Consider the following 23,684-nt stretch of genomic DNA (forward strand, 5'->3'; position numbering starts at 1 on the left):
CGAAGGATTTACCGGATGTTGCCGCGCTTTCCTGCCGTCACCCGTAGCCTGTCCCTGGCCGCCCTGCTGGTAGCAGGCCCCGCTGCTGCGCTGGAGCTGCCATTGCCACCACCCGGTGAAGACATCATCGGCCAGGTGCATGTGATCAAGGCAAAGTACGAGGACACGTTCGCCGATATCGGCACCGCCAACGACCTCGGCTACCTGGAAATGATCGCCGCCAACCCGGGCGTGGATCCATGGCTGCCAGGTGCCGGCACCGAGATCATCCTGCCGACCCGCTACATCCTGCCGCCGGGCCCGCGTGAGGGCATCGTCATCAACCTGGCCGAATACCGCATGTACTACTTCCCGAAAGGGCAGAACGTGGTGCATACCTTCCCTCTGGGTATTGGCCGTGAAGGCTGGGGTTCGCCGATCGCCAATACCAAGATCACCGCCAAGACGCCGAACCCGACCTGGACCCCTCCAGCGTCGATCCGTGCCGAGCACGCGGCTGACGGTGACATCCTGCCGAGCGTGGTGCCGGCCGGCCCGGACAACCCGCTGGGGCCGTTCAAGTTCACCCTTGGCGTACCGGGTTACCTGATTCATGGTTCGAACAAGAAATTCGGCATTGGCATGCGTACCAGTCACGGTTGCTTCCGCATGCTCAACAACAACGTGCTGGAACTGTCGAAGATGGTGCCGGTGGGTACGCCGGTGCGCATCATCAATGAGCCCTACAAGTTCGGTATCAGTGGCGGAAAGGTCTATCTGGAGGCGCACACGCCGTTGGACGACCAGGGTAATCCGTCGGTGGTCGATAAACACACTGCTGTTATCAACGCCTTGCTCAAGCGTGAAGATCTGGCAAATAACCTACGCATGAACTGGGACATGGTGCGTGACGTGGTGGCCGCGGAAGATGGCATGCCTGTGGAAATTGCCGTGCCGGCCGAAAGCCAGGGTGGGGCACCGATGGTTTCGAGCATTCCGCCCGAACTGCAGTAAGGTAATTGCGACACACCCGGGCCTGCCTTAGTGCAGGCCTTTTCGTTTCTGCCAGGCGCGTTTGCTTGTGTACCGGCAATAAAAAAGCCGACCCACAAGTGGGTCGGCTCCATAACAATCCGTGAGGATTATTACTTGCGGCTGGCTTTGTCCAGCATACGCAGAGCGCGCTCGTTGGCTTCGTCAGCGGTCTGCTGAGCCTTCTGAGCGGCTGCCAGTGCGTCGTCAGCCTTACGGTAGGCTTCGTCTGCACGAGCTTGAGCGCGAGCTGCTGCGTCTTCAGTCGCAGTCAGACGAGCTTCGGTTTCTTTGGATACGCTGCTGCAACCGGTAGCCAGAACTGCGGCCAGAGCCAGAGCAGAGAATTTCAGAACGTTGTTCATCGTGTTCCCCTTCAAGGACTTTCTATTAAATAGCCATCTCTCGGAAAAGAGAAACTGGCCGGCGTACATAGTACCCATTACTTGTAGTAAGTAAACTGACTAAGCGCAAGAACTGCAAAAAAAATGTTGCTTGACGCCTTTCCGACAAGATTTGCGACACGCCTGTGAAAAAAACGTACAGGGTTCGCAAGCGACTGTAGTACAGGAACTTTTTTGTTGAACTAAGGGTGACTTTAACTGTCCTTCAGCGTCTTAAGCCCTAGTACACCGGGTGGCTTCCTGGTGCGCTGGCAAGAATGACATCTGGCCGCATTTTCGCCATTTTTAACCGCCACCACCTTGAGCAATCCCGCCTGCGGCGCCTACTATCTTGTGAGTGCCACAGGATCCGAACGATTGCAATCGTCCAGTGGTCGAAGGGGCAACAGGTGGCGTAGAGGATTCTGTGCCGGATAAACCACCATCGGTTAAGGTATGGGTCTGCCGAGTAGACCTGCGAGGAGTAGTGATGAGCGAAGCGCTGACCATCCACCATGACCAGGCCGGTCATCAGTTCGAGACCAGCGTGGACGGTCATCGTGCCTATCTGACGTACATGGACCTGGGCAAGCAGACGCTGGACATCTATCGCACCTTCGTACCCAACGCCCTGCGCGGCCGCGGGATTGCTGCCGCCCTGACCGAACGGGCCCTGGAGTACGCTGACCAGATGGGCTACACGGTGATTCCGTCCTGCTCGTACGTGGAGCGCTACATGGAGCGCCAGCAACGGCATTCGAGCAAGGTCTGATTCTGTAAAAAAAGCGGGGCCGCTTCGCGTCCATCGCCGGCAAGCTGGCTCCCACACGTACGGCGAAACGCCTGAAATGTGGGGGCTGGCTTTCCGGCGATGGGGCGCGAAGCGGCCCCGCTTTCTTGTATCAGCCGCGCTTGCGCTGCGGCAGCACATCCTTCAGCTTGGCACGCATGCTGCGCAAGGTCTTTTCGGTAGCCGACCAGTCGATGCAGGCATCGGTGATCGACACGCCGTACTGCAAATCGTCCAGGTTCTTCGGAATCGACTGGCAGCCCCAGTTCAGGTGGCTTTCGACCATCAGGCCGATGATCGACTGGTTGCCTTCGAGGATCTGGTTGGCGACGTTCTCCATTACCAGCGGTTGCAGGGCCGGGTCCTTGTTGGAGTTGGCGTGGCTGCAGTCGACCATGATGTTGGCCTTGATCTTGGCCTTGGCCAGGTCCTGCTCGCATAGGGCGACGCTGACCGAATCGTAGTTCGGCTTGCCGTTGCCGCCGCGCAGTACCACGTGGCCGTACGGGTTGCCCTTGGTGGTGACGATCGACACGCCGCCTTCCTGGTTGATGCCAAGGAAGCGGTGCGGCTTGGACACCGACTGCAGGGCGTTGATGGCAACGGTCAGGCCGCCGTCGGTGCCGTTCTTGAAGCCGACCGCCGAGGACAGGCCCGATGCCATTTCGCGGTGGGTCTGCGATTCGGTGGTGCGGGCGCCGATGGCCGACCAGCTGATCAGGTCCTGCAGGTACTGCGGGGAAATCGGGTCGAGTGCTTCGGTGGCGGTCGGCAGGCCCATTTCGGCCAGGTCCAGCAGCAGCTTGCGGCCGATGTGCAGGCCATCCTGGATCTTGAACGAGTCATCCAGGTACGGGTCGTTGATCAGGCCTTTCCAGCCGACGGTGGTGCGCGGCTTCTCGAAATACACGCGCATGACCAGGTACAGTGTGTCGGACACTTCCTCGGCCAGCACTTTCAGGCGCTCGGCATATTCGTGGGCGGCCTTGATGTCGTGGATCGAGCAAGGGCCGACCACGACGAACAGGCGATGGTCCTTGCCGTCGAGAATATTGCGCACCACTTCACGGCCGGCAGTAACGGTCTGCAGGGCCTTGGCGCTGAGGGGTAGTTCCTTCTTGAGTTGATCAGGAGTGATCAGGGTCTCGTTGGAGGCAACGTTCAAGTCATCGATCGGTAAATCAGCCATCGTGTTACTCGTCAGGTCACGGGTGCCGGCCGCCAACTATCCCCGTGCGGCCCAGCAGCAAGAATAATCGCAGCGGGGAGCCGAACCTTAGCGCGTTACAGGTGGCGCGACAATGGGCTGGGCCCAGTCCGTGTGGGGTTTTTCCGAGATGGCAGGTGTTTGTCGTGCATGGGCTGCCCAGCGCTGCGCAACCTGTGTAAAAAGAGGGCTGACTTTTACCTGGAGATCGGCATGCATTCGCACACACCACGTATCGGCATCATCGGCAGTGGCGCCATCGGCGGCTTCTATGGGTTGATGCTGGCCCGGGCCGGCTTCGATGTGCATTTTCTGTTGCGCAGCGAGTACGAGGTTGTTCGCGAGAAGGGGTTGGCCCTGGACAGTGCCGTGCATGGCAACTTGCAGATGAAGGTGCAGGCCTATGCCAGTGTCGCCGACATGCCGCCCTGCGACTGGCTGCTGGTGGGGGCCAAGGCCACCAGCAATGACCAGCTGGCGCCGCTGATCGTGCAGGTGGCCGCACCTGGCGCCAAGGTGGTGCTGCTGCAGAACGGCCTGGGCGTGGAAGAGCAGTTGCGCCCTGCCTTGCGCAGTGACATGCACCTGCTCGGCGGCCTGTGTTTCATCTGCGTCAACCGCCAGGCGCCCGGTGTGATCCGCCATCAGGCCCTGGGTGCGGTCAACCTCGGTTACCACAGCGGGCCGGCCAACGATGGCGGTGCTGCACTGGTCAATGAAGGCGCGGGGCTGTTCCGGGCTGCGGGCATCGACTCGCAGGCCATGCCCGACCTGGTCCAGGCACGCTGGCAGAAGCTGGTTTGGAACGTGCCTTACAACGGCCTGTCGGTGCTGCTCGGTGCCAGCACCACGCCGCTGATGGCCGACAGCCATGGCCGCGCCCTGATTCAGGCCTTGATGGCCGAGGTGGTCCAGGGGGCGGCGGCGTGTGGCCATGTATTGCCCGAAGGGTATGCCGAGCACCTGTTCCAGGTGACCGAGCGCATGCCCGATTACTGGCCCAGCATGTACCACGACCATGTCCACAAGCGCCCGCTGGAACTGCAGGCCATCTATGCAGAGCCATTGGCACAGGCGCGTGCGGCGGGCTGCCACTTGCCGCGCATGGAGATGCTGTACCAGGCGCTGGCTTTCATCGACCGGGGCCAACAGACCCGCTGAGGGTGGCGCTGGCGCTGCCGGGCCCTCCAGCCCGCATCACCAGCACGCCGGACGGCAAAGCGTGCGTCCGGCGCGCTGCTAAGCTGAAGCTTGCTCTGCCGCAGCGGCAGTCGAGGAGGTCGAATGATCCACTCCATGCTGTACGCCACCGACCTCGGTGTCTACGCCCCTTTTGTCATGCAACACGCGCTGGCGCTGGCGCGCACATTCGGCGCCGAGTTGTATGTGATCCACGCGGTGGAGCCCATGGGCCAGTTCGCTGAATCTCTCTTGCAAAGCTACCTCGATGAACAGACGCTCGACCAGCTGCACAGCCAGGGGGTGAACACGGTGATGGCCAATATCGAGCAGCGTGTGCTGGAAAACTTTCGCGACGAACTGGGCGAGGAGGCCGATCTGGCGGTGATCAAGGCGGTGCGGGTACGCCAGGGCGACCCGGCGCAGGTGATCCTCGACCAGGCACAGCGGCTGAGCGTCGACCTGCTGATTTTCGGTAGCCACAGCGCTGGCGCCGGCGTGGATGTGCCATTGGGGCGTACGGCGGTGCGGCTGCTGCAGCTGTCGCCGGTACCCGTGTACATGGTGCCGCTGGCGCAGCATTTGGGGCGTAGGAAAGCATGAAGATAGCCGTAGGCCATTTCGTGGGGTATGTAACAAAATAGTTCTAGATTTATTTCCAGAACCACTAATATAGTTATATATCGTCGCTGCCTGCTGCCGCGGACTCATCGCTGAACCGAGGGGAACCTATGAAGCTTCAACAACTGCGCTACATCTGGGAAGTGGCGCACCATGACCTCAACGTCTCCGCGACGGCGCAGAGCCTGTATACCTCCCAGCCAGGTATCAGCAAGCAGATCCGCCTGCTCGAGGATGAACTGGGTGTTGAAGTCTTTGCCCGCAGCGGCAAACACCTGACCCGCGTTACCCCGGCCGGTGAGCGCATCATCAATACCGCCGGCGAAATCCTGCGCAAGGTCGAAAGCATCAAGCAGATTGCCCAGGAGTTCTCCAACGAGAAGAAGGGCACGCTGTCCATCGCCACCACTCATACCCAGGCGCGTTATGCCTTGCCGCCGGTGATCAGCAATTTCATCAAGCAGTACCCGGAAGTGTCCTTGCACATGCACCAGGGTTCGCCCATGCAGATTGCCGAGATGGCCGCGGACGGTACTGTCGACTTCGCCATCGCCACCGAGGCGCTGGAGCTGTTCGGCGACCTGATCATGATGCCGTGCTACAAGTGGAACCGCTGCGTGGTAGTGCCGCAGGGCCATCCGTTGACCAAACTGCCGAAGCTGACCCTGGAAGCGGTCGCCGAATACCCGATCGTTACCTACGTGTTCGGTTTCACCGGGCGTTCGAAGCTGGACGAAGCGTTCAACCACCGCGGCCTTACGCCGAAAGTGGTGTTCACCGCGGCTGACGCCGACGTGATCAAGACTTATGTGCGCCTGGGGCTGGGCGTGGGGATCGTCGCCAAGATGGCGGTGGACACCAAGCTCGATAGCGACCTGGTGGCCTTGGATGCCAGCGAGCTGTTCGAAGCCAGCATCACCAAGATCGGCTTCCGCCGCGGCACCTTCCTGCGTGGTTTCATGTGCGACTTCATCGAGAAGTTCGCCCCGCACCTGACCCGTGAAGTGATGGCCAAGGCCATACAGTGCCACAACAAGCAGGAGCTGGAAGATCTGTTCGAAGGCGTCGAACTGCCGGTGCACTGATCCGGAATTGCAGGGGCCGCATGGCCCCTGTGGGAGCGGGTTTACCCGCGAAGAAGGCGAAGCGGTGTATGGCACCGGCTTTGCCGCTGTTCGCGGGTGAACCCGCTCCCACAACGGCCCAGCTGTTTATGCCTTGGTAATCAGGTTGCCTGCGTGCAACCCGCATTCCTTCTGCGTCGACTCTTCCCACCACCAGCGCCCTTCGCGCTCATGCTGGTTTGGCAGCACCGGGCGGGTGCAAGGCTCGCAACCAATGCTGATGAAACCGCGCTCGTGCAGGCTGTTGTATGGCAGCTCCAGCATGCGGATATAACCCCACACTTCCTCGCTGGTCATCTGCGCCAGCGGGTTGAATTTGTACAGGGTGCGTTCGGCGGTGGAGAAGGCGCTGTCGATTTCCACTGCCGCCACCTGGCTGCGGGTGCCCGGGCTCTGGTCACGGCGCTGGCCGGTGGCCCAGGCGCTCACGGTGGCCAGCTTGCGGCGCAGCGGCTCGATCTTGCGGATGCCGCAGCACTCGCCGTGGCCGTCCTTGTAGAAGCTGAACAGGCCCTTTTCCTTGACGAACGGGTCGAGCTTGGCGCGGTCGGGGCTGAGGATCTCGATCGGCAGGTTGTACTGCTCGCGGACCTGGTCGATGAACCGGTAGGTCTCCGGGTGCAGGCGGCCGGTGTCGAGGCTGAACACCTTGACCTGCTTGTTCAGTTTCCAGGCCATGTCCACCAGCACCACGTCCTCGGCGCCGCTGAAGGAGATCCACAGGTCATCACCGAAGTGCTCGAAAGCAAGCTTGAGGATGTCCTGCGGGGACTTGTTGGCATAGGTCGCGGCCAGGGCGGCGACGTCGAAGGGTTGGCTCATCAGGCGGTTTCCATCTTGGCTGTGGCGCTGTGCGCTCGTAGTGAGGTGATGGTAACAAAAAATGGCGGGGCAGGCGGTCTTGGAGTCGGTGGCGCCTGCTTCGCGGGCTCGCCCGCGAAGAATTCACCAACGATCACAAGCCTTGCAGGGTCTCCATCAGCACCCGCACCTTGGCAATCGACTCTTCATACTCGGCCTGCCACTCGGAGTCGGCCACCACCGCGCCGCCGCCCCAGCAGCTGACCTGCCCGCCCTTGACCAGCAGGCTGCGAATGGCAATCGAGCTGTCCATTTCGCCGCGCACGTCCACGTATAGCAGTGAGCCGCAGTACAGCGCCCGGCGTGCCGGCTCCAGTTCGTCGATGATCTGCATGGCGCGGATCTTCGGCGCGCCGGTGATCGAGCCGCCTGGGAAGCTGTCGCCGATCAGGTCCAGGGCGTCCTTGTCGCTGGCCAGCTGGCCGGTGATGCTGCTGACCAGGTGGTGCACGTTGGGGTAGCTCTCCAGGCTGAACAGCTCCGGCACCTTCACCGAGCCGATCTCGCAGGTGCGCCCCAGGTCGTTACGCAGCAGGTCGACGATCATCAGGTTTTCCGAGCGATCCTTGGGGCTGTGCAGCAGTTCCTCGGCATTGCGCATGTCTTCTACCGGGTTGCTGGCGCGCGGGCGGGTGCCCTTGATCGGCCGGGTTTCCACCTGGCGCTGGCTGACGCGGATGAAGCGCTCGGGCGAAAAGCTCAGCAGGGCGCTGCCGTCGGCCAGTTGCTGGTAGCCGGAGAAGGGGGTGGGGCAGGCTTTGCGCAGGGCCTGGTAAGCGTGCCACGGGTCGCCCTGGCAAGGCGCGCGGAAGCGCTGGGTAAGGTTGATCTGGTAGCAATCACCGGCCTGGATGTAGCGCTGCACCTGGTCAAAGGCGGCCTTGTACTGCTCGGGCTGCAGGTCGCCGGCCATCGGCGCGAGTAGCTGGAAGCTGCCGATTTCCGCGTTGTCGGCCCCTTCGAACAGGGCGATCAGGCGTTCCCGTTCGCTGCCCGACAGGCTTGGGTGGAACACCAGTTGGCTGGTCGCGCACTGGTGGTCGGTCACCAGCGCCCAGGCATACAGGCCCAGTTGCGCGTCTGGCAGGCCAAGGTCGTCCACGGCCAGGCTGGGCAGGTGTTCCAGGCGGCGGCCGAAGTCATAGCTCAGGTACCCGATCAGGCCGCCAGCGAACGGCAGCTCGGTACCTGCGGGCAACTGCGCATGGCCCAACCGTGCTAGGCCGGCGCGCAGGCGCTGGAGGAAGCGGCGCCCATCTTCGTCGGGCTGCGCCTGCAGGTGTTGCAGCGGCCAGGCGCTGAGCAGGTCGAAACGCCCGCGTTCGGCGCCGGGGCGGGCGCTGTCCAGCAGGATTGCACCGGGGGCCTGGCGCAGGCGGGCGAAATAGGCGGCAGGGTCGGGCTGATAGGGCAGGGGGTGAAGCGTACAGGTCGGCATCAGTATGGACGGCGATGTAAAAGCGAGGAGGGCGATTGTAGACCTGTGCGGGAAATGCGCCTAGCACTGGGCGCGACATTCAACAATGTGTTTGCAGCCCGTTCGCAGCACAAGGCTGCGCCTACAGGATATCGCGTTATCTGTAGGAGCAGCCTTGTGCTGTGAATGGGCTGCACGGCAGCCCTTGGCGATTTCAGCGCGGATGCACGTGCCCGAACATGCCTTGCGATACCCGCACGCGCTGTTCGGCATCTTCGCTTATGCCATCCTTGGCCAGCGCTTCCAGGTGCGCCTCGATGGCGTGGGTGCGCTGGGTCAGGCCGCAGTCGTTGGCGATCTGGATGTTCAGGCCGGGGCGGGCGTTGAGCTCGAGAATCAGTGGCCCCTTGTCCTGGTCCAGCACCATGTCGACACCGATGTAGCCCAGGCCGCACAGCTCGTAGCAGCCGGCGGCCAGCTTCATGAAGCCGTCCCAGTTCGGCAGTTGCACGCCATCCACCGCGTTGGTGGTGTCCGGGTGCTTGCTGATGATGTTGTTCAGCCAGGTGCCGCGCAGGGTCACGCCGGTAGCCAGGTCGACACCCACGCCGATGGCGCCCTGGTGCAGGTTGGCCTTGCCGCCGGACTGGCGGGTCGGCAGGCGCAGCATGGCCATCACCGGGTAGCCCATCAGCACGATGATGCGAATGTCCGGCACGCCTTCGTAGCTGATGCTCTTGAAGATCTGGTCGGGGGTGACCCGGTACTCGATCAGCGCACGGTCGCGGTGCCCGCCCAGCGAGTACAGGCCGGTGAGGATGCTCGAGATCTGGTGCTCGATCTCCTCGTGGCTGATGATCTTGCCCGACACCGTGCGGTAGCGGTCCTCGAAGCGGTCGGCGATCACCAGGATGCCGTCACCACCGGCGCCCTGCGCCGGCTTGATGACGAAATCGCTGCGCCCACCAATGATCTGGTGGAGCTTCTCGATCTCTTTCTCGGTCTCGATGATGCCGTACATTTCCGGCACATGGATGCCGGCCGCCAGGGCGCGCTCCTTGGTGATGATCTTGTCGTCGACGATCGGGTACAGGTGGCGCTTGTTGTACTTCAACACGTAGTCCGCGTTGCGCCGGTTGATACCCATGATGCCCCGGGCCTCCAGGGCTTTCCACGTCTTGATCAGGCCAAACATCAGGCGTCAGCCTTCTTCAGGAATGCCTTGAAGCGCACGAGCTCGGTCAGGCGGTAGCCGCGGTAGCGACCCATCGCCAGCATGAAGCCCACCAGGATCAGCAGCACGGCCGGGAAGGTGAACACGAAGTACACCAGCTCCGGCACCATCATCAACAGGTGCGCCAGGGAAGCGGCGAACAGGGTGCCGATGGCCACTTTCATGGCATGGCCGCCGCCACGCTCTTCCCAGGTGATGGACAGGCGCTCGATGGTCATGGTCAGGATCACCATCGGGAACAGCGCTACCGACAGCCCGCGCTCCAGGCCCAGCTTGTGGCTGAACAGGCTGATGGCCGCAATCAGCACCACGACGAAGGTCAGTACCACCGACAGGCGTGGCAGCATCTGCAGCTTCAGGTGTTCCAGGTACGAGCGCAGCGACAGGCCCAGGGCGGTGATTACCGTGAACAGCACGATACCGAAGCCCAGCTGGGTCTCGCGGAAGGCCAGGGCGATCAGCACCGGGGTGAAGGTACCCAGGGTCTGCAGGCCGACCAGGTTGCGCAGCACCAGGATCACCAGCACGCCGATCGGGATCATCACCATGATCATGAAGGTTTGCTGGGTCTGCAGCGGCAGGCCGTACAGCGAATATTCGAGGAAGTCGGCGTCGGTATTCTCGTCAGTCAGCTTGGCCAGGCGGATGGCGTTCATCTCGCTGTTGTTCATGCTGAAGGTGACGTTGGCCTTCTTGCCGCCATCGACGGTGATCAGGTTGTCGTCACCGGTCCACCACAGCAGGCGATCGCTGGGCAGGCCCTGCTCACCGGTGTCCGGGTTGAAGTACAGCCAGTCGGTACCGTTGAAGCTGCGCAGCCACAGTTCCGGGGTTTGCGGGGTGTCGGCCACCAGGCGGATGGTGTGCACCTTCTCCATCGGTACATGGGCGATCGACAGCAGCAGGTCGATGACCTGGGCCTTCTTCATGGCCGTGGTGTCGCCGGCCAGCAGCAGTTTGACGTTGTCGTCGTTGAGGTTGTTGACCCGCTTGATGGTCTCGCTGACGAAGGTCTCGACGTCGGCCGAGTGCTGGCGGATCGGCGCCATCAGGGCCTCGGCGGCAATCTTCTCGGGGCCTTCCACTGCAAGGCTGTCACGGAAGGTGGGGCCTTTGACCGTGGTTTTCTCGTTGCTGTAGCGCTTGGTCAGCACCAGGCGGTAGTAGAGGGTCTGGTTGCCGCTGGCGCGGCGGGCCGACCAGGTGACCTTGCGGTTGCCGTCGGCACGGTTGACGCTCACCCCATAGTTGTTGGAGATGAAGCTCTCGTTGAGGCTGACGTAGTCGCGGTTCAGCGGTGGCACGAACATCTGCACCTTGACCGGGTCCTTGGTGCTGGCCACGAACTCGACCTTGGCGTCGATGTTCCACAGGTCGTCGGTTTCATCCTCGGTTACCGGGATGCCGAGTACGAAGATCTGATAAGCCGTGACCGCCACGCCCAACAGCACCAGCACGGTGATCAGGACTTTCAGATGGAGGGTAAGAGAGCGCATCGGGATTACTCTGCTTTGGGAGCGTCGGTGGCACAGGCAGGTTTGCCGGCCGCGTATTTAAGGCTTGGGTCGACCAGCGCGTCGAAGTGCTTGAGCGCCTCGGAGCCGATCAGCAGCGGGAACTGGAAGGCGCTGCGGTCGGTGAGGTTGACTTCGATGGTGCGCACGGCCTGGCCCATGCAGATTTCAAGTTCGATGACCGGGCGTGCGGTGTAGGCCTTGCCCGATTCAGCATCATAGTCGCCGGCCCGGCGCTTGATCTTGCTTACGCGTGCCAGCGGGCGTTCGATGGGGTGGGAATGGGCGGCGTCGATGGCCAGGTAGAAGCGCACCCAGCTTTCGCCGTTGCGCTTGAAACGCTTGATGTCGCGGGCGCTGAGCGATGCGGTCTTGGCGCCGGTGTCGAGCTTGGCGGCCACTTCCAGGTCCAGGTCGCCCAGGCGTGCATATTCGTTGAGACCGTACACGGTCTTGCCTGCGGCCTGGCCAAGGGCCGGCAGCAGGGTGAGGCAGAGCAGCAATAATGCGGGTGTAAGTCTCATATTCCTGGCGCGGTGCAGTGCAAGGTTCGGGGCTGTTTTCAAAGCCATGTTCAGAGCCGTGTTCAGGGCAAGGCGACTGGCAGCGACTGCGCAAGCTTCCTTGTTCATCTGTCAACAGCATGAATGGATGACAGACAGGCTATCCATACTCCAACGGAGGCGCGGCATTCTATCACGCCGGCGCCTTGACGCCAGCGGTGCGCGATCTGACAGCACCGGGCCGGCGTTAGTTCGTTCTTAGACGATTGTCGACAATATTCATTTTGTCTTTGACTGCTCCCGTCGAATTAGCTAATTTCTGGCAAATCGATTTGCAAGGTGTCGACAATATGCAAGGCCTATCCACCCCCAGCCCGGTGCTGGCAGACGAAACGGAAACCTTGTCCGAAAACGTCTTCCGGCGCATCCAGGCGGCCATCGTCAAGGGCGATATCGCCCCCGGCAGCAAGATTTCCGAGCCGGAGCTGGCGCGTACCTACGGCATCAGCCGCGGGCCGCTGCGCGAGGCGATTCACCGCCTTGAAGGCCAGCGCCTGCTGGTGCGCGTGCCGCATGTGGGGGCGCGGGTGGTGTCGCTGAACCACGCCGAACTGATCGAACTGTACGAAATTCGCGAATCGCTGGAAGGCATGGCCTGCCGCCTGGCCGCCGAACGCATGAGCCAGGCCGACATCGACGAACTGCGCCGGGTGCTCGACACCCACGAGCGTGATGCCGCGTTCCAGGCCGGCTTGGGCTATTACCAGCAGGAAGGCGACTACGACTTCCATTACCGGATCATCCAGGGCAGTGGTAACCAGACCCTGGTCAAGATGCTCTGCGGCGAGCTGTACCAGCTGGTGCGCATGTACCGCATCCAGTTCTCCGCAACGCCCAACCGGCCGCGCCAGGCCTTTGCCGAGCACCACCGCATTCTCGATGCCATCGCCGACCGTGACGGCGAGCTGGCCGAACTCCTGATGCGCCGCCACATCGGCGCGTCCAAGCGCAATATCGAGCGTCACTACCTGGACGCCCACAACAACAGCCCACGAGGTGAGAAATGACTGTGAAGAGCACCCCCGGTCAGCGTTTCCGCGACGCCGTTGCCGCTGAACATCCGCTGCAGGTGGTTGGCGCCATCAACGCCAACCATGCCCTGCTGGCCAAGCGCGCCGGCTTCAAGGCCATCTACCTGTCCGGTGGCGGCGTCGCCGCCGGTTCGCTGGGCCTGCCGGATCTGGGCATCAGCGGCCTGGACGATGTACTCACCGACGTGCGCCGCATCACCGACGTGTGCGATTTGCCGCTGCTGGTGGATGTCGACACCGGTTTCGGCGCCTCTGCCTTCAACGTCGCCCGTACCGTGCGCTCGATGAGCAAGTTCGGCGCTGCCGCGATCCATATCGAGGACCAGGTTGGCGCCAAGCGCTGCGGCCACCGCCCGAACAAGGAAATCGTCAGCCAGCAGGAAATGGTCGACCGCATCAAGGCCGCAGTCGATGCCCGTACCGATGACAGCTTCGTGATCATGGCGCGTACCGACGCCCTGGCCGTCGAGGGCCTGAACGCCGCCCTGGACCGCGCCGCCGCCTGTGTCGAGGCTGGTGCCGACATGATCTTCCCGGAAGCCATCACCGAACTGCAGATGTACAAGACCTTCGCCGACCGGGTGAAGGCACCGATCCTGGCCAACATCACCGAATTCGGCGCCACGCCGCTGTACACCACCGAAGAGCTTGCCTCGGTCGATGTCTCGCTGGTGCTGTACCCGCTGTCGGCGTTCCGCGCGATGAACAAGGCAGCCGAGAACGTGTACACCGCGCTGCGCCGCGACGGCACGCAGAAGAACGTGATCGACACCATGCAGACCCGCATGGAGCTCTACGATGCCATTGGTTACCACGCCTTCGAGCAGAGCCTCGATGCGTTGTTTGCCCAGAAAAAAGGTTGAGCCTGTGAGGGCCTTTTCGCCGGCAAGCCGGCTCTCACAGGTGCCGCACAAGGTTCGAGCCCAGTGCAAGACATTGTGGGAGCTGGCTTGCCGGCGATAGGGCCGATGCAGCCACCCCCGAATTAGCCAGAAAGAATCCATAACAAGTTCAAGAAAGGAGAAACACCATGGCCGAAGCAAAAGTACTCAGTGGCGCAGGCCTGCGCGGCCAGGTGGCCGGCCAGACCGCATTGTCGACCGTGGGCCAGGCCGGTGCCGGGCTGACCTATCGTGGTTACGATGTGCGTGACCTGGCGGCGGGTGCCGAGTTCGAGGAAGTCGCTTACCTGCTGCTGTACGGCGAGCTGCCAAGCAAAGCCGAACTGGCCGACTACAAGCGCAAGCTCAAGGGCCTGCGTGACCTGCCGCAAGCCCTGAAGGAAGTGCTCGAGCGCATCCCGCGTGACGCCCACCCGATGGACGTGATGCGCACGGGTTGTTCGGTGCTGGGTACCCTGGAACCCGAACTGACCTTCGATGCCCAGCGTGACAAGACCGATCGCCTGCTGGCGCTGTTCCCTGCGGTGATGTGCTACTGGTACCGCTTCACCCACGACGGCGTGCGTATCGACTGCAGCAGTGACGAAGACACCCTCGGTGGCCACTTCCTGCACCTGCTGCACGGCAAGAAGCCGAGCGAGCTGCACGTCAAGGTCATGAACGTGTCGCTGATCCTCTACGCCGAGCACGAGTTCAACGCCTCGACCTTCACCGCCCGCGTCTGTGCCTCGACCCTGTCCGACCTGTACTCCTGTGTAACCGCTGCCATCGGTTCGCTGCGTGGCCCGCTGCATGGCGGTGCCAACGAGGCGGCGATGGAGCTGATCGAGCGTTTCCAGAGCCCGCAGGAGGCCACTGCCGAGCTGCTGCGCATGCTGGAACGCAAGGACAAGATCATGGGCTTTGGCCACGCCATCTACAAAGAGTCCGACCCGCGCAACGAGGTGATCAAGGGCTGGTCGAAACAGCTCGCCGACGAAGTGGGTGACAAGGTGCTGTACCCGGTTTCCGAAGCTATCGACAAGACCATGTGGGAGCAGAAGCGCCTGTTCCCCAACGCCGACTTCTACCATGCCTCGGCGTACCACTTCATGGGCATCCCGACCAAGCTGTTCACCCCGATCTTCGTCTGCTCGCGCCTGACCGGCTGGGCGGCGCACGTCTTCGAGCAGCGGGCCAATAACCGCATCATCCGCCCAAGCGCCGAGTATGTTGGCGTCGAGCAGCGCCAGTTCGTGCCGATCGAGCAGCGCTGAGTCATAGATCGCTGGGGCTGCTGCGCAGCCCTTTCGCGACACAAGGCCGCTCCCACAGGGACGGCGCAGTACCTGTGGGAGCGGCCTTGTGTCGCGAAAGGGGCGCGTAGCGCCCCCGAGGCCTGAGCCGCACCTGCCCCCGAATACCGTGACCGAGCCTGATAACGATATGAACACAGCATTCCGCAAGCACCTGCCAGGCACCGACCTGGACTACTTCGATGCCCGCGCGGCGGTCGAGGCAATCAAGCCTGGCGCCTACGACGGCCTGCCTTACACCTCTCGCGTACTCGCCGAAAACCTGGTGCGCCGCTGCGACCCGGCTACCCTCGACGCCTCGCTGGGCCAACTGATCGAGCGCAAGCGCGACCTCGACTTCCCGTGGTTCCCGGCCCGCGTGGTATGCCACGATATTCTCGGCCAGACCGCACTGGTTGATCTCGCCGGCCTGCGTGACGCCATTGCCGACAAAGGCGGCGACCCGGCCCAGGTCAACCCAGTGGTGCCGGTGCAACTGATCGTCGACCACTCGCTGGCCGTCGAGTGCGGTGGTTTCGACCCGCAGGCCTTCGAAAAGAACCGCGCCATCGAAGACCGCCGCAACGAAGACCGCTTCCACTTCATCAACTGGACCAAGAAGGCGTTCAAGAACGTCGACGTGATCCAGCCGGGCAACGGCATCATGCACCAGATCAACCTGGAGAAGATGTCGCCGGTGATCCACAACGACCGTGGCGTGGCCTACCCGGACACCTGCGTCGGCACCGACAGCCACACCCCGCATGTCGACGCCTTGGGCGTGATCGCCATCGGCGTGGGTGGCCTGGAAGCCGAGAACGTGATGCTCGGCCGTGCCTCGTGGATGCGCCTGCCGGAAATCGTCGGCGTCGAGCTGACCGGCAAGCTGGCGCCGAACATCACTGCCACCGACCTGGTGCTGGCCCTGACCGAATTCCTGCGCAAGCAGAAAGTCGTCGGCGCCTACCTGGAGTTCCACGGCGAGGGTGCCCGTGCCCTGACCCTGGGCGACCGCGCCACCATCTCCAACATGGCCCCGGAATATGGCGCCACTGCGGCGATGTTCGCCATCGACCAGCAGACCATCGACTACCTGCGCCTGACCGGCCGCGAAGAACAGCAGGTCAAGCTGGTGGAAACCTATGCCAAGGCCGCCGGCCTGTGGGCCGACAGCCTGGGCGGCGCAGTCTACGAGCGCACCCTGAGCTTCGACCTGTCGAGCGTGGTACGCAACATGGCCGGCCCGTCCAACCCGCATGCCCGCGTTGCCACCAGCGACCTGGCGGCCAAGGGCATCGCCGGCAGCTGGGAAGAAGTGCCGGGGCAAATGCCTGATGGCGCGGTGATCATTGCCGCCATCACCAGCTGCACCAACACCAGCAACCCGCGCAACGTGATTGCCGCAGGCCTGCTGGCGCGCAATGCCAACAAGCTGGGCCTGGCCCGCAAGCCGTGGGTCAAGTCGTCGCTGGCGCCTGGCTCCAAGGCCGTGCAGCTGTACCTGGAAGAGGCCGGGCTGGAGAAGGAGCTGGAACAGCTCGGCTTTGGCATCGTCGCCTTCGCCTGCACTACCTGCAACGGAATGTCCGGCGCCCTGGACCCGGTGATCCAGCAAGAAATCATCGACCGTGACCTGTACGCCACTGCCGTGCTGTCGGGCAACCGCAACTTCGACGGGCGCATCCACCCGTATGCCAAGCAGGCTTTCCTCGCCTCGCCGCCACTGGTGGTGGCATACGCCATCGCCGGTACCATCCGCTTCGACATCGAGAAGGATGTGCTGGGTGTGGTCGATGGCAAGGAAATCCGCCTCAAGGACATCTGGCCCAGCGACGAAGAGATCGACGCCGTGGTGCGTGCCGCGGTCAAGCCGGAGCAGTTCCGCAAGGTGTACATCCCGATGTTCGCCATCGAGGAAGACCGTGGGCCGAAGGTGGCACCGCTGTACGACTGGCGCCCGATGAGTACCTACATCCGCCGCCCGCCGTACTGGGAAGGTGCCTTGGCCGGCGAACGTACCCTGCGCGGCATGCGCCCGCTGGCAGTGCTGCCGGACAACATCACCACCGACCACCTGTCGCCGTCCAACGCCATCATGCTCGACAGCGCTGCCGGCGAGTACCTGGCAAAGATGGGCCTGCCGGAGGAGGACTTCAACTCCTACGCTACCCACCGTGGCGACCACCTGACCGCCCAGCGCGCTACCTTTGCCAACCCCAAGCTGTTCAACGAAATGGTGCGCAAGGAAGACGGCAGCGTGAAGCAGGGCTCGCTGGCGCGTATCGAGCCGGAAGGCAAGGTCACCCGCATGTGGGAGGCGATCGAGACCTACATGGAGCGCAAGCAGCCGCTGATCATCGTCGCCGGTGCCGACTACGGTCAGGGTTCGTCCCGTGACTGGGCGGCCAAGGGCGTGCGCCTGGCCGGTGTCGAAGCGATCGTCGCCGAAGGCTTCGAGCGTATTCACCGTACCAACCTGGTGGGCATGGGCGTGCTGCCGCTGGAGTTCAAGCCGGGCACCGACCGCAAGACCCTCGGCCTGGATGGCAGCGAGACCTATGACGTACTGGGCGCGCGTACGCCGCGGGCGACCCTGACCCTGGTGGTTACTCGCGCCAACGGCGAGCGTCTGGAGGTACCGGTGACCTGCCGTCTGGACACCGCCGAGGAAGTGTCGATCTACGAAGCCGGCGGCGTGCTGCAGCGCTTCGCCCTGTACTTCCTCGAAGCGACCGCATAATTGCTGGGGGCCGCTTTGGGGCCCATCGCCGGCAAGCCAGCTCCCACAGGGATTGCACATCCTGCAGCCAGCTGGGTTCCTGTGGGAGCTGGCTTGCCGGCGATGGGCTGCATGGCAGCCCCGGGTTTTTATGCCTATCAGACAGGACAGCACATCCATGGCTCATGTACCGCAAGTAAGAATCCCCGCCACCTACATCCGTGGCGGCACCAGCAAAGGCGTGTTCTTCCGCCTGCAAGACCTGCCCGAGCAGGCGCAGATCCCCGGCCCTGCCCGTGATGCACTGCTGCTGCGGGTGATCGGCAGCCCCGACCCCTATGGCAAGCAGATCGACGGCATGGGCGGTGCCACTTCGAGCACCAGCAAGACCGTGATCCTGTCGCAAAGCATCAAGCCTGAACACGATGTCGACTACCTGTTCGGCCAGGTCAGCATCGACAAGGCCTTCGTCGACTGGAGCGGCAATTGCGGCAACCTCTCCGCCGCGGTCGGTTCGTTCGCCATCAGCAGCGGCCTGGTCGACCCGGCACGCATTCCGCGCAACGGCATCGCCACCGTGCGCATCTGGCAGGCCAACATCGGCAAGACCATCATCGCCCATGTGCCGATCACCGAGGGAGAAGTGCAGGAAACCGGCGACTTCGAGCTGGACGGGGTGACCTTCCCGGCTGCAGAGGTGCAGCTGGAGTTCCTCGACCCGGCGGCCGATGAAGATGGCGACGGCGGGGCGATGTTCCCCACCGGCAATCTGGTCGATGACCTCGATGTGCCAGGTGTCGGGACGTTCAAGGCGACCCTGATCAATGCCGGTATCCCGACCATCTTCGTCAATGCGGCGGATATCGGCTACACCGGCACCGAACTGCAGGACGCCATCAACGGCGACGCGCAGGCGCTGCTGCGCTTCGAGACGATTCGCGCCTATGGTGCCGTACGCATGGGCCTGATCGACAACGTCGACCAGGCTGCCGGGCGTCAGCACACACCGAAAGTGGCTTTCGTCGCGCCGCCGAGCACCTACACTGCGTCCAGTGGCAAAGCGGTGCAGGCAGGTGATATCGACTTGCTGGTACGGGCCTTGTCGATGGGCAAGCTGCACCATGCAATGATGGGGACGGCCGCGGTGGCCATCGGCACCGCGGCGGCCATTCCGGGCACGCTGGTCAACCTCGCCGCAGGCGGGGGCGAGCGCAGCGCCGTGCGTTTCGGCCACCCCTCGGGCACCCTGCGGGTGGGGGCCGAGGCGCGCCAGGTGAATGGTGAATGGACAGTGACCAAGGCAATCATGAGCCGCAGTGCTCGCGTGCTGATGGAGGGCTGGGTTCGCGTGCCTGGCGATAGCTTCTAACGCACCACTGGCGCTCGGCTTTAGTTCGTTGGGGCCGCTTTGCGCCCCTTCGCGGGCTTGCCCGCGAAGGGGCGCACCGCAGCCCCGGCAATTCTGAAGGGAGCTGGATATGAGCGCCAACGTAGACCTCAATGCCCGCCCGGACTACGACCGGGTGCTGCAAACCCTCGCCGATTACGCCCTCACGTACCGGGTCGAATCCGCCGAAGCCCTGGACACCGCACGCAACTGCCTGATGGATACCCTCGGCTGCGGCCTGCTGGCCCTGCGCTTCCCCGAATGCACCAAACTACTGGGCCCCCAGGTGGAAGGCACCTTTGTGCCCAACGGCGCCCGCGTCCCCGGCACCGCCTACCGCCTGGACCCGGTCAAGGCCGCCTGGGACATCGGTTGCACGGTGCGCTGGCTGGATTACAACGATACCTGGCTGGCCGCCGAATGGGCCCACCCCTCGGACAACCTAGGGGGGATCCTGGCCGTTGCCGATCACCTTTCCCAGAAGCGCGTGGCCGCAGGTGAAACACCGCTACTGATGCGCGATGTGCTCGAAGCCATGGTCATGGCTCACGAGATCCAGGGCGTACTGGCGCTGGAAAACGCCTTCAACCGTGTTGGCCTCGACCACGTGATACTGGTCAAGGTGGCCTCCACCGCCGTGTGCGCCAGGCTGATGGGGGCCAGCCGTGAGCAGATGCTGAGTGCCTTGTCCCACGCCTTCGTCGACGGCCAGGCGCTGCGTACCTACCGCCATGCGCCCAACGCCGGTTCGCGCAAATCGTGGGCCGCCGGTGATGCTTCCAGCCGTGGCGTGCGCCTGGCCGATATTGCCTTGCGTGGCGAGATGGGCGTGCCGGGTGTACTCACTGCGCCACAGTGGGGCTTCTACGATGTGCTGTTCAGTCACACCAACAAGGACCTTGCGCTCAAGCCGTCCGAGCAGCAAGAGCTGCGCGTGCCGCAGGCCCTGGGCAGCTACGTGATGGAGAACGTGCTGTTCAAGGTCAGTTTCCCGGCCGAGTTCCACGCCCAGACCGCATGCGAGGCAGCGGTAACCCTGCATCCACTGGTGCGTAACCGCCTGCACGAAATCGACCGTATCGTCATTACCACCCAGGAGTCGGCAATCCGCATCATTTCCAAGAGCGGCCCGCTGGCCAATGCCGCCGACCGCGATCACTGTCTGCAGTACATGGTGGCGGTGCCGCTGATTTTCGGTCATCTGGTGGCCGAGCATTACGAAGACACCTTCCATGCCAACCATCCCAGTATCGACCGCCTGCGCGAGAAGATGGAGGTGGTGGAAGACCCGCGCTTCAGCCGTGAATACCTGGAGCCGGACAAACGCTCGATCGCCAACGCGCTGCAGGTGTTCTTCAAGGATGGCAGCAGTACCGATCAGGTGGTGGTGGAATACCCGATCGGGCATCGCCGGCGGCGAGGGGAGGGCATACCGTTGCTGGAGGCCAAGTTCAGGGACAACCTGGCGACGCGCTTTGCGCGGCAGCGGTGTGGGGAGATTCTTGAGGTGTGCAAGGACCAGCAAAAGCTGGAACAGATGGCGGTCCACTGGTTGGTCCCCCTGTGCGTCATCTGCGGTTGCCGGTCCGGGCCGCTGCGGGGCTTTCCCCGCGATTAGGCCGGTACAGGTTGAAACAAGAAAGCCCCGACATTTCTGCCGGGGCTTTCCTTTACATCCTACAACTCAGCTTACGCCTGAACCACCGGGATCTTGGCGTTGGCTGCCGCTTCGCGGAACTCGGCGATCTGGTCGAAGCTCAGGTAGCGGTAAACGTCGGCAGCCATGCTGTCGATGTCCTTCGCGTACTGCATGTACTCTTCGACGGTCGGCAACTTGCCGATGATCGAAGCGACAGCAGCCAGCTCGGCCGATGCCAGGTACACGTTGGTGGCGTCGCCCAGACGGTTCGGGAAGTTACGGGTCGAGGTGGAGACCACGGTCGAACCGGTCTGCACACGTGCCTGGTTACCCATGCACAGCGAGCAGCCTGGCATTTCCATGCGCGCGCCAGCCTTGCCGTAGATGCCGTAGTAGCCTTCTTCGGTCAGCTGGTGAGCGTCCATCTTGGTTGGCGGAGCCAGCCACAGACGGGTCGGGATGCCGCCCTTGACCTTGTCCAGCAGCTTGCCGGCAGCACGGAAGTGGCCGATGTTGGTCATGCACGAACCGATGAACACTTCGTCGATCTTCTCGCCCTGTACCGAAGACAGCAGGCGGGCATCGTCCGGGTCGTTCGGCGCGCAGAGCACAGGCTCTTTCACCTCGGCCAGGTCGATTTCGATGATTTCGGCGTATTCGGCATCGGCGTCGGCCGACAGCAGCTCAGGCTTGGCCAGCCAGGCTTCCATGGCCTGGGCGCGGCGCTCCAGGGTGCGGGCATCGCCGTAGCCTTCGCCGATCATCCAGCGCAGCAGGGTGATGTTGGACTGCAGGTACTCGGCGATGGCCTTCTCTGGCAGCTTGATGGTGCAACCGGCAGCGGAACGCTCGGCCGAGGCGTCGGACAGCTCGAAGGCTTGCTCGACGGTCAGCTCGTTCAGGCCTTCGATCTCGAGGATGCGGCCGGAGAAGATGTTCTTCTTGCCCTTCTTCTCGACGGTCAGCAGGCCCTTCTGGATGGCGTAGTAAGGGATGGCGTGGACCAGGTCACGCAGGGTGATGCCTGGCTGCAGTTTACCCTTGAAGCGCACCAGCACGGATTCTGGCATGTCCAGCGGCATGACGCCGGTGGCGGCGGCGAAGGCCACCAGGCCGGAACCTGCCGGGAACGAGATGCCGATCGGGAAGCGGGTGTGCGAGTCGCCACCGGTACCCACGGTGTCAGGCATCAGCATGCGGTTCAGCCAGCTGTGGATGATGCCGTCGCCAGGGCGCAGCGACACGCCGCCACGGGTGCGGATGAAGTCTGGCAGGGTGTGGTGGGTGGTGACGTCGATCGGCTTCGGATAGGCCGCGGTGTGGCAGAACGACTGCATCACCAGGTCAGCGGAGAAGCCCAGGCACGCCAGGTCTTTCAGCTCGTCGCGGGTCATCGGGCCAGTGGTGTCCTGGGAACCGACGGTGGTCATCTTCGGCTCGCAGTAGGCGCCTGGGCGCACGCCCTGGCCTTCTGGCAGGCCGCAGGCACGGCCGACCATTTTCTGTGCCAGGGTGAAGCCCTTGCCCGAATCGGCAGGCTGCTCCGGCTTCTTGAACAGGTCGGAAGCACCCAGGCCCAGTTCGGCACGGGCTTTTTCGGTCAGGCCGCGGCCGACGATCAGCGGGATACGGCCGCCAGCGCGGACTTCATCCAGCAGCACTTCGGTTTTCAGCTCGAAGTTGGTGACCAGTTCGTCGCTACCGTGACGGCGTACTTCGCCCTTGAACGGGTAAACGTCGATGACGTCGCCCATGGCCAGGTTGGTGCAGTCGAATTCGATCGGCAGGGCGCCGGCGTCTTCCATGGTGTTGTAGAAGATCGGGGCAATCTTGGTACCGAAGCAGAAGCCACCGGCGCGCTTGTTCGGCACGTACGGGATGTCGTCGCCGAAGAACCACAGCACCGAGTTGGTGGCGGATTTGCGCGAGGAACCGGTACCGACCACGTCACCGACGTAGGCAACCGGGAAGCCTTTGGCCTTGACGGCTTCGATCTGGGCCAGCGGGCCGACCGAGCCAGGCTGCTGCGGCTCGATGCCGTCGCGGGCCATCTTCAGCATGGCCAGGGCATGCAGCGGGATGTCAGGGCGCGACCAGGCGTCCGGAGCAGGGGACAGGTCGTCGGTGTTGGTTTCGCCAGGCACCTTGAACACGGTCAGGGTGTACTTGTCGGCGATGGCCGGACGCGAGGTGAACCACTCGCCGGCAGCCCAGGATTCCAGCACGGCCTTGGCGTGAACGTTGCCGGCCTTGGCTTTTTCGGCCACGTCGTGGAAGGCATCGAACATCAGCAGGGTGTGCTTGAGCTGTTCGGCCGCGACGGCGCCCAGTTCGGCGTCATCCAGCAGTGCGACCAGCGTTTCGATGTTGTAGCCGCCCTGCATGGTGCCCAGCAGTTCGGTGGCGTGCTTGCGGTCGATCAGTGGCGACTTGGCTTCGCCCTTGGCGACGGCGGAGAGGAAAGCGGCCTTGACGTAGGCGGCTTCGTCGACCCCTGGCGGTACGCGGTTGGTGATCAGGTCTACGAGGAAGGCTTCTTCGCCGGCCGGCGGGTTTTTCAGCAGCTCGACCAGGCCTGCAGTTTGTTCGGCGTTCAGCGGCTGGGGCACGATACCCAGGGCGGCACGCTCTTCGATGTGTTTGCGGTAGGCTTCAAGCACAGTTATTTCCCTCATCAGTGGTCCCTAAAGGGGGTCCGGGACGCTCATCCAGCATTCAATGCACCCATGCGCTGCCACGGCTTTGTGGGCCGCCCAGCCAGAGTCGCAAAGAATCCTTACAGAAGCTGCTTTCAAAGTTTTACGCCAGCAGAACGGGGAGCTGATGAG

19 protein-coding genes are annotated in these 23,684 nt (G+C 63.2%); 11 read left to right on the top strand and 8 right to left on the bottom strand.

The window, feature by feature from the left end; translation table 11 throughout:
- The first annotated feature begins 15 nt into the window (after positions 1-15).
- Positions 16-993, top strand: a complete 978-nt coding sequence (locus tag IRZ77_RS14450; RefSeq protein WP_046615742.1) for a L,D-transpeptidase family protein — start codon at positions 16-18, stop codon at positions 991-993.
- Between the two features lie 131 nt (positions 994-1,124).
- On the opposite strand, the gene oprI is transcribed toward IRZ77_RS14450, so the two are convergent.
- The gene (oprI, locus tag IRZ77_RS14455) at positions 1,125-1,376 is read right to left on the bottom strand and encodes an outer membrane lipoprotei OprI (RefSeq protein ID WP_003259780.1); all 252 of its coding nucleotides are present in this window, start codon (positions 1,374-1,376) and stop codon (positions 1,125-1,127) included.
- A gap of 508 nt (positions 1,377-1,884) precedes the next feature.
- Between oprI and IRZ77_RS14460 the strand changes: the two genes are divergently transcribed.
- Positions 1,885-2,166, top strand: coding sequence for a GNAT family N-acetyltransferase (locus IRZ77_RS14460; protein ID WP_046615741.1), 282 nt, complete (start codon positions 1,885-1,887; stop codon positions 2,164-2,166).
- Between the two features lie 130 nt (positions 2,167-2,296).
- Here IRZ77_RS14460 and IRZ77_RS14465 read toward each other — a convergent pair whose 3' ends face one another.
- Entirely contained in the window at positions 2,297-3,373 is a 1,077-nt protein-coding gene (locus tag IRZ77_RS14465; RefSeq protein ID WP_085600196.1) for a 3-deoxy-7-phosphoheptulonate synthase, read from the bottom strand.
- 231 nt (positions 3,374-3,604) lie between these two features.
- Between IRZ77_RS14465 and IRZ77_RS14470 the strand changes: the two genes are divergently transcribed.
- From IRZ77_RS14470 to cysB, 3 genes are all read left to right on the top strand, one after another.
- Positions 3,605-4,552 (top strand): putative 2-dehydropantoate 2-reductase, encoded by a 948-nt coding sequence (locus IRZ77_RS14470; protein ID WP_108480352.1) that lies wholly within the window; start codon positions 3,605-3,607, stop codon positions 4,550-4,552.
- 123 nt (positions 4,553-4,675) lie between these two features.
- Positions 4,676-5,173, top strand: a complete 498-nt coding sequence (locus IRZ77_RS14475) for a universal stress protein (RefSeq protein WP_015269711.1) — start codon at positions 4,676-4,678, stop codon at positions 5,171-5,173.
- A gap of 128 nt (positions 5,174-5,301) precedes the next feature.
- On the top strand, positions 5,302-6,276 hold the full coding sequence (gene cysB / locus IRZ77_RS14480; RefSeq protein WP_013971904.1) for an HTH-type transcriptional regulator CysB: 975 nt from the start codon (positions 5,302-5,304) through the stop codon (positions 6,274-6,276).
- Between the two features lie 126 nt (positions 6,277-6,402).
- Here the strand turns inward: cysB and IRZ77_RS14485 are convergent, their stop codons facing one another.
- The 5 genes from IRZ77_RS14485 to rloA form a co-directional block, all read right to left on the bottom strand.
- Positions 6,403-7,137, bottom strand: coding sequence for a phosphoadenylyl-sulfate reductase (locus IRZ77_RS14485; RefSeq protein ID WP_108480319.1), 735 nt, complete (start codon positions 7,135-7,137; stop codon positions 6,403-6,405).
- Positions 7,138-7,270: 133 nt separating this feature from the next.
- Positions 7,271-8,614 carry an aminodeoxychorismate synthase component I gene (pabB, locus tag IRZ77_RS14490; protein WP_108480320.1) on the bottom strand — a complete coding sequence of 448 codons (1,344 nt, stop codon included), beginning with the start codon at positions 8,612-8,614 and terminating at the stop codon, positions 7,271-7,273.
- Positions 8,615-8,807: 193 nt separating this feature from the next.
- A complete protein-coding gene (locus IRZ77_RS14495) occupies positions 8,808-9,788 on the bottom strand; it encodes an alpha-L-glutamate ligase-like protein (RefSeq protein ID WP_046615737.1) in 981 nt (326 codons plus the stop codon).
- Positions 9,788-11,323 (bottom strand): osmotic stress tolerance membrane protein RloB, encoded by a 1,536-nt coding sequence (gene rloB / locus IRZ77_RS14500; protein ID WP_025338437.1) that lies wholly within the window; start codon positions 11,321-11,323, stop codon positions 9,788-9,790. Before rloB ends, IRZ77_RS14495 begins: the two co-directional genes overlap by 1 nt.
- Before the next feature lie 5 nt (positions 11,324-11,328).
- Complete coding sequence (gene rloA, locus IRZ77_RS14505; protein ID WP_046615736.1) at positions 11,329-11,865, bottom strand: retropepsin-like aspartic peptidase RloA; 537 nt, start codon at positions 11,863-11,865, stop codon at positions 11,329-11,331.
- Between the two features lie 329 nt (positions 11,866-12,194).
- Between rloA and IRZ77_RS14510 the strand changes: the two genes are divergently transcribed.
- The 6 genes from IRZ77_RS14510 to prpD all read left to right on the top strand — a co-directional run bounded on the left by IRZ77_RS14510 (position 12,195) and on the right by prpD (position 20,835).
- On the top strand, positions 12,195-12,911 hold the full coding sequence (locus tag IRZ77_RS14510; protein WP_108480321.1) for a GntR family transcriptional regulator: 717 nt from the start codon (positions 12,195-12,197) through the stop codon (positions 12,909-12,911).
- Positions 12,908-13,798 (top strand): methylisocitrate lyase, encoded by an 891-nt coding sequence (prpB, locus tag IRZ77_RS14515; RefSeq protein ID WP_003259689.1) that lies wholly within the window; start codon positions 12,908-12,910, stop codon positions 13,796-13,798. The genes IRZ77_RS14510 and prpB overlap by 4 nt, the downstream gene beginning before the upstream one ends.
- A gap of 167 nt (positions 13,799-13,965) precedes the next feature.
- The gene (gene prpC / locus IRZ77_RS14520) at positions 13,966-15,093 is read left to right on the top strand and encodes a bifunctional 2-methylcitrate synthase/citrate synthase (protein WP_085600205.1); all 1,128 of its coding nucleotides are present in this window, start codon (positions 13,966-13,968) and stop codon (positions 15,091-15,093) included.
- Positions 15,094-15,262: 169 nt separating this feature from the next.
- Complete coding sequence (acnD, locus tag IRZ77_RS14525; RefSeq protein WP_196173734.1) at positions 15,263-17,851, top strand: Fe/S-dependent 2-methylisocitrate dehydratase AcnD; 2,589 nt, start codon at positions 15,263-15,265, stop codon at positions 17,849-17,851.
- 157 nt (positions 17,852-18,008) lie between these two features.
- Positions 18,009-19,199: a 2-methylaconitate cis-trans isomerase PrpF gene (gene prpF, locus IRZ77_RS14530; RefSeq protein WP_196173736.1), complete on the top strand. Its 1,191-nt coding sequence runs from the start codon at positions 18,009-18,011 to the stop codon at positions 19,197-19,199.
- A 109-nt stretch (positions 19,200-19,308) separates the two neighbouring features.
- Positions 19,309-20,835 (top strand): 2-methylcitrate dehydratase, encoded by a 1,527-nt coding sequence (prpD, locus tag IRZ77_RS14535; protein WP_196173738.1) that lies wholly within the window; start codon positions 19,309-19,311, stop codon positions 20,833-20,835.
- Between the two features lie 71 nt (positions 20,836-20,906).
- On the opposite strand, the gene acnB is transcribed toward prpD, so the two are convergent.
- Positions 20,907-23,516, bottom strand: a complete 2,610-nt coding sequence (acnB, locus tag IRZ77_RS14540) for a bifunctional aconitate hydratase 2/2-methylisocitrate dehydratase (RefSeq protein WP_108480323.1) — start codon at positions 23,514-23,516, stop codon at positions 20,907-20,909.
- Positions 23,517-23,684 lie beyond the last annotated feature (168 nt).

The organism is Pseudomonas pudica (assembly GCF_015680405.1).
GTDB classification, from domain to species: domain Bacteria; phylum Pseudomonadota; class Gammaproteobacteria; order Pseudomonadales; family Pseudomonadaceae; genus Aquipseudomonas; species Aquipseudomonas pudica.

Bases quoted from the DNA above. Each gene is read 5' to 3' on its own strand.
- IRZ77_RS14450 (WP_046615742.1), top strand. From the start codon at position 16: ATGTTGCCGCGCTTTCCTGCCGTCACCCGTAGCCTGTCCCTGGCCGCC.
- oprI (WP_003259780.1), bottom strand. From the start codon at position 1,376: ATGAACAACGTTCTGAAATTCTCTGCTCTGGCTCTGGCCGCAGTTCTG.
- IRZ77_RS14460 (WP_046615741.1), top strand. From the start codon at position 1,885: ATGAGCGAAGCGCTGACCATCCACCATGACCAGGCCGGTCATCAGTTC.
- IRZ77_RS14465 (WP_085600196.1), bottom strand. From the start codon at position 3,373: ATGGCTGATTTACCGATCGATGACTTGAACGTTGCCTCCAACGAGACC.
- IRZ77_RS14470 (WP_108480352.1), top strand. From the start codon at position 3,605: ATGCATTCGCACACACCACGTATCGGCATCATCGGCAGTGGCGCCATC.
- IRZ77_RS14475 (WP_015269711.1), top strand. From the start codon at position 4,676: ATGATCCACTCCATGCTGTACGCCACCGACCTCGGTGTCTACGCCCCT.
- cysB (WP_013971904.1), top strand. From the start codon at position 5,302: ATGAAGCTTCAACAACTGCGCTACATCTGGGAAGTGGCGCACCATGAC.
- IRZ77_RS14485 (WP_108480319.1), bottom strand. From the start codon at position 7,137: ATGAGCCAACCCTTCGACGTCGCCGCCCTGGCCGCGACCTATGCCAAC.
- pabB (WP_108480320.1), bottom strand. From the start codon at position 8,614: ATGCCGACCTGTACGCTTCACCCCCTGCCCTATCAGCCCGACCCTGCC.
- IRZ77_RS14495 (WP_046615737.1), bottom strand. From the start codon at position 9,788: ATGTTTGGCCTGATCAAGACGTGGAAAGCCCTGGAGGCCCGGGGCATC.
- rloB (WP_025338437.1), bottom strand. From the start codon at position 11,323: ATGCGCTCTCTTACCCTCCATCTGAAAGTCCTGATCACCGTGCTGGTG.
- rloA (WP_046615736.1), bottom strand. From the start codon at position 11,865: ATGAGACTTACACCCGCATTATTGCTGCTCTGCCTCACCCTGCTGCCG.
- IRZ77_RS14510 (WP_108480321.1), top strand. From the start codon at position 12,195: ATGCAAGGCCTATCCACCCCCAGCCCGGTGCTGGCAGACGAAACGGAA.
- prpB (WP_003259689.1), top strand. From the start codon at position 12,908: ATGACTGTGAAGAGCACCCCCGGTCAGCGTTTCCGCGACGCCGTTGCC.
- prpC (WP_085600205.1), top strand. From the start codon at position 13,966: ATGGCCGAAGCAAAAGTACTCAGTGGCGCAGGCCTGCGCGGCCAGGTG.
- acnD (WP_196173734.1), top strand. From the start codon at position 15,263: ATGAACACAGCATTCCGCAAGCACCTGCCAGGCACCGACCTGGACTAC.
- prpF (WP_196173736.1), top strand. From the start codon at position 18,009: ATGGCTCATGTACCGCAAGTAAGAATCCCCGCCACCTACATCCGTGGC.
- prpD (WP_196173738.1), top strand. From the start codon at position 19,309: ATGAGCGCCAACGTAGACCTCAATGCCCGCCCGGACTACGACCGGGTG.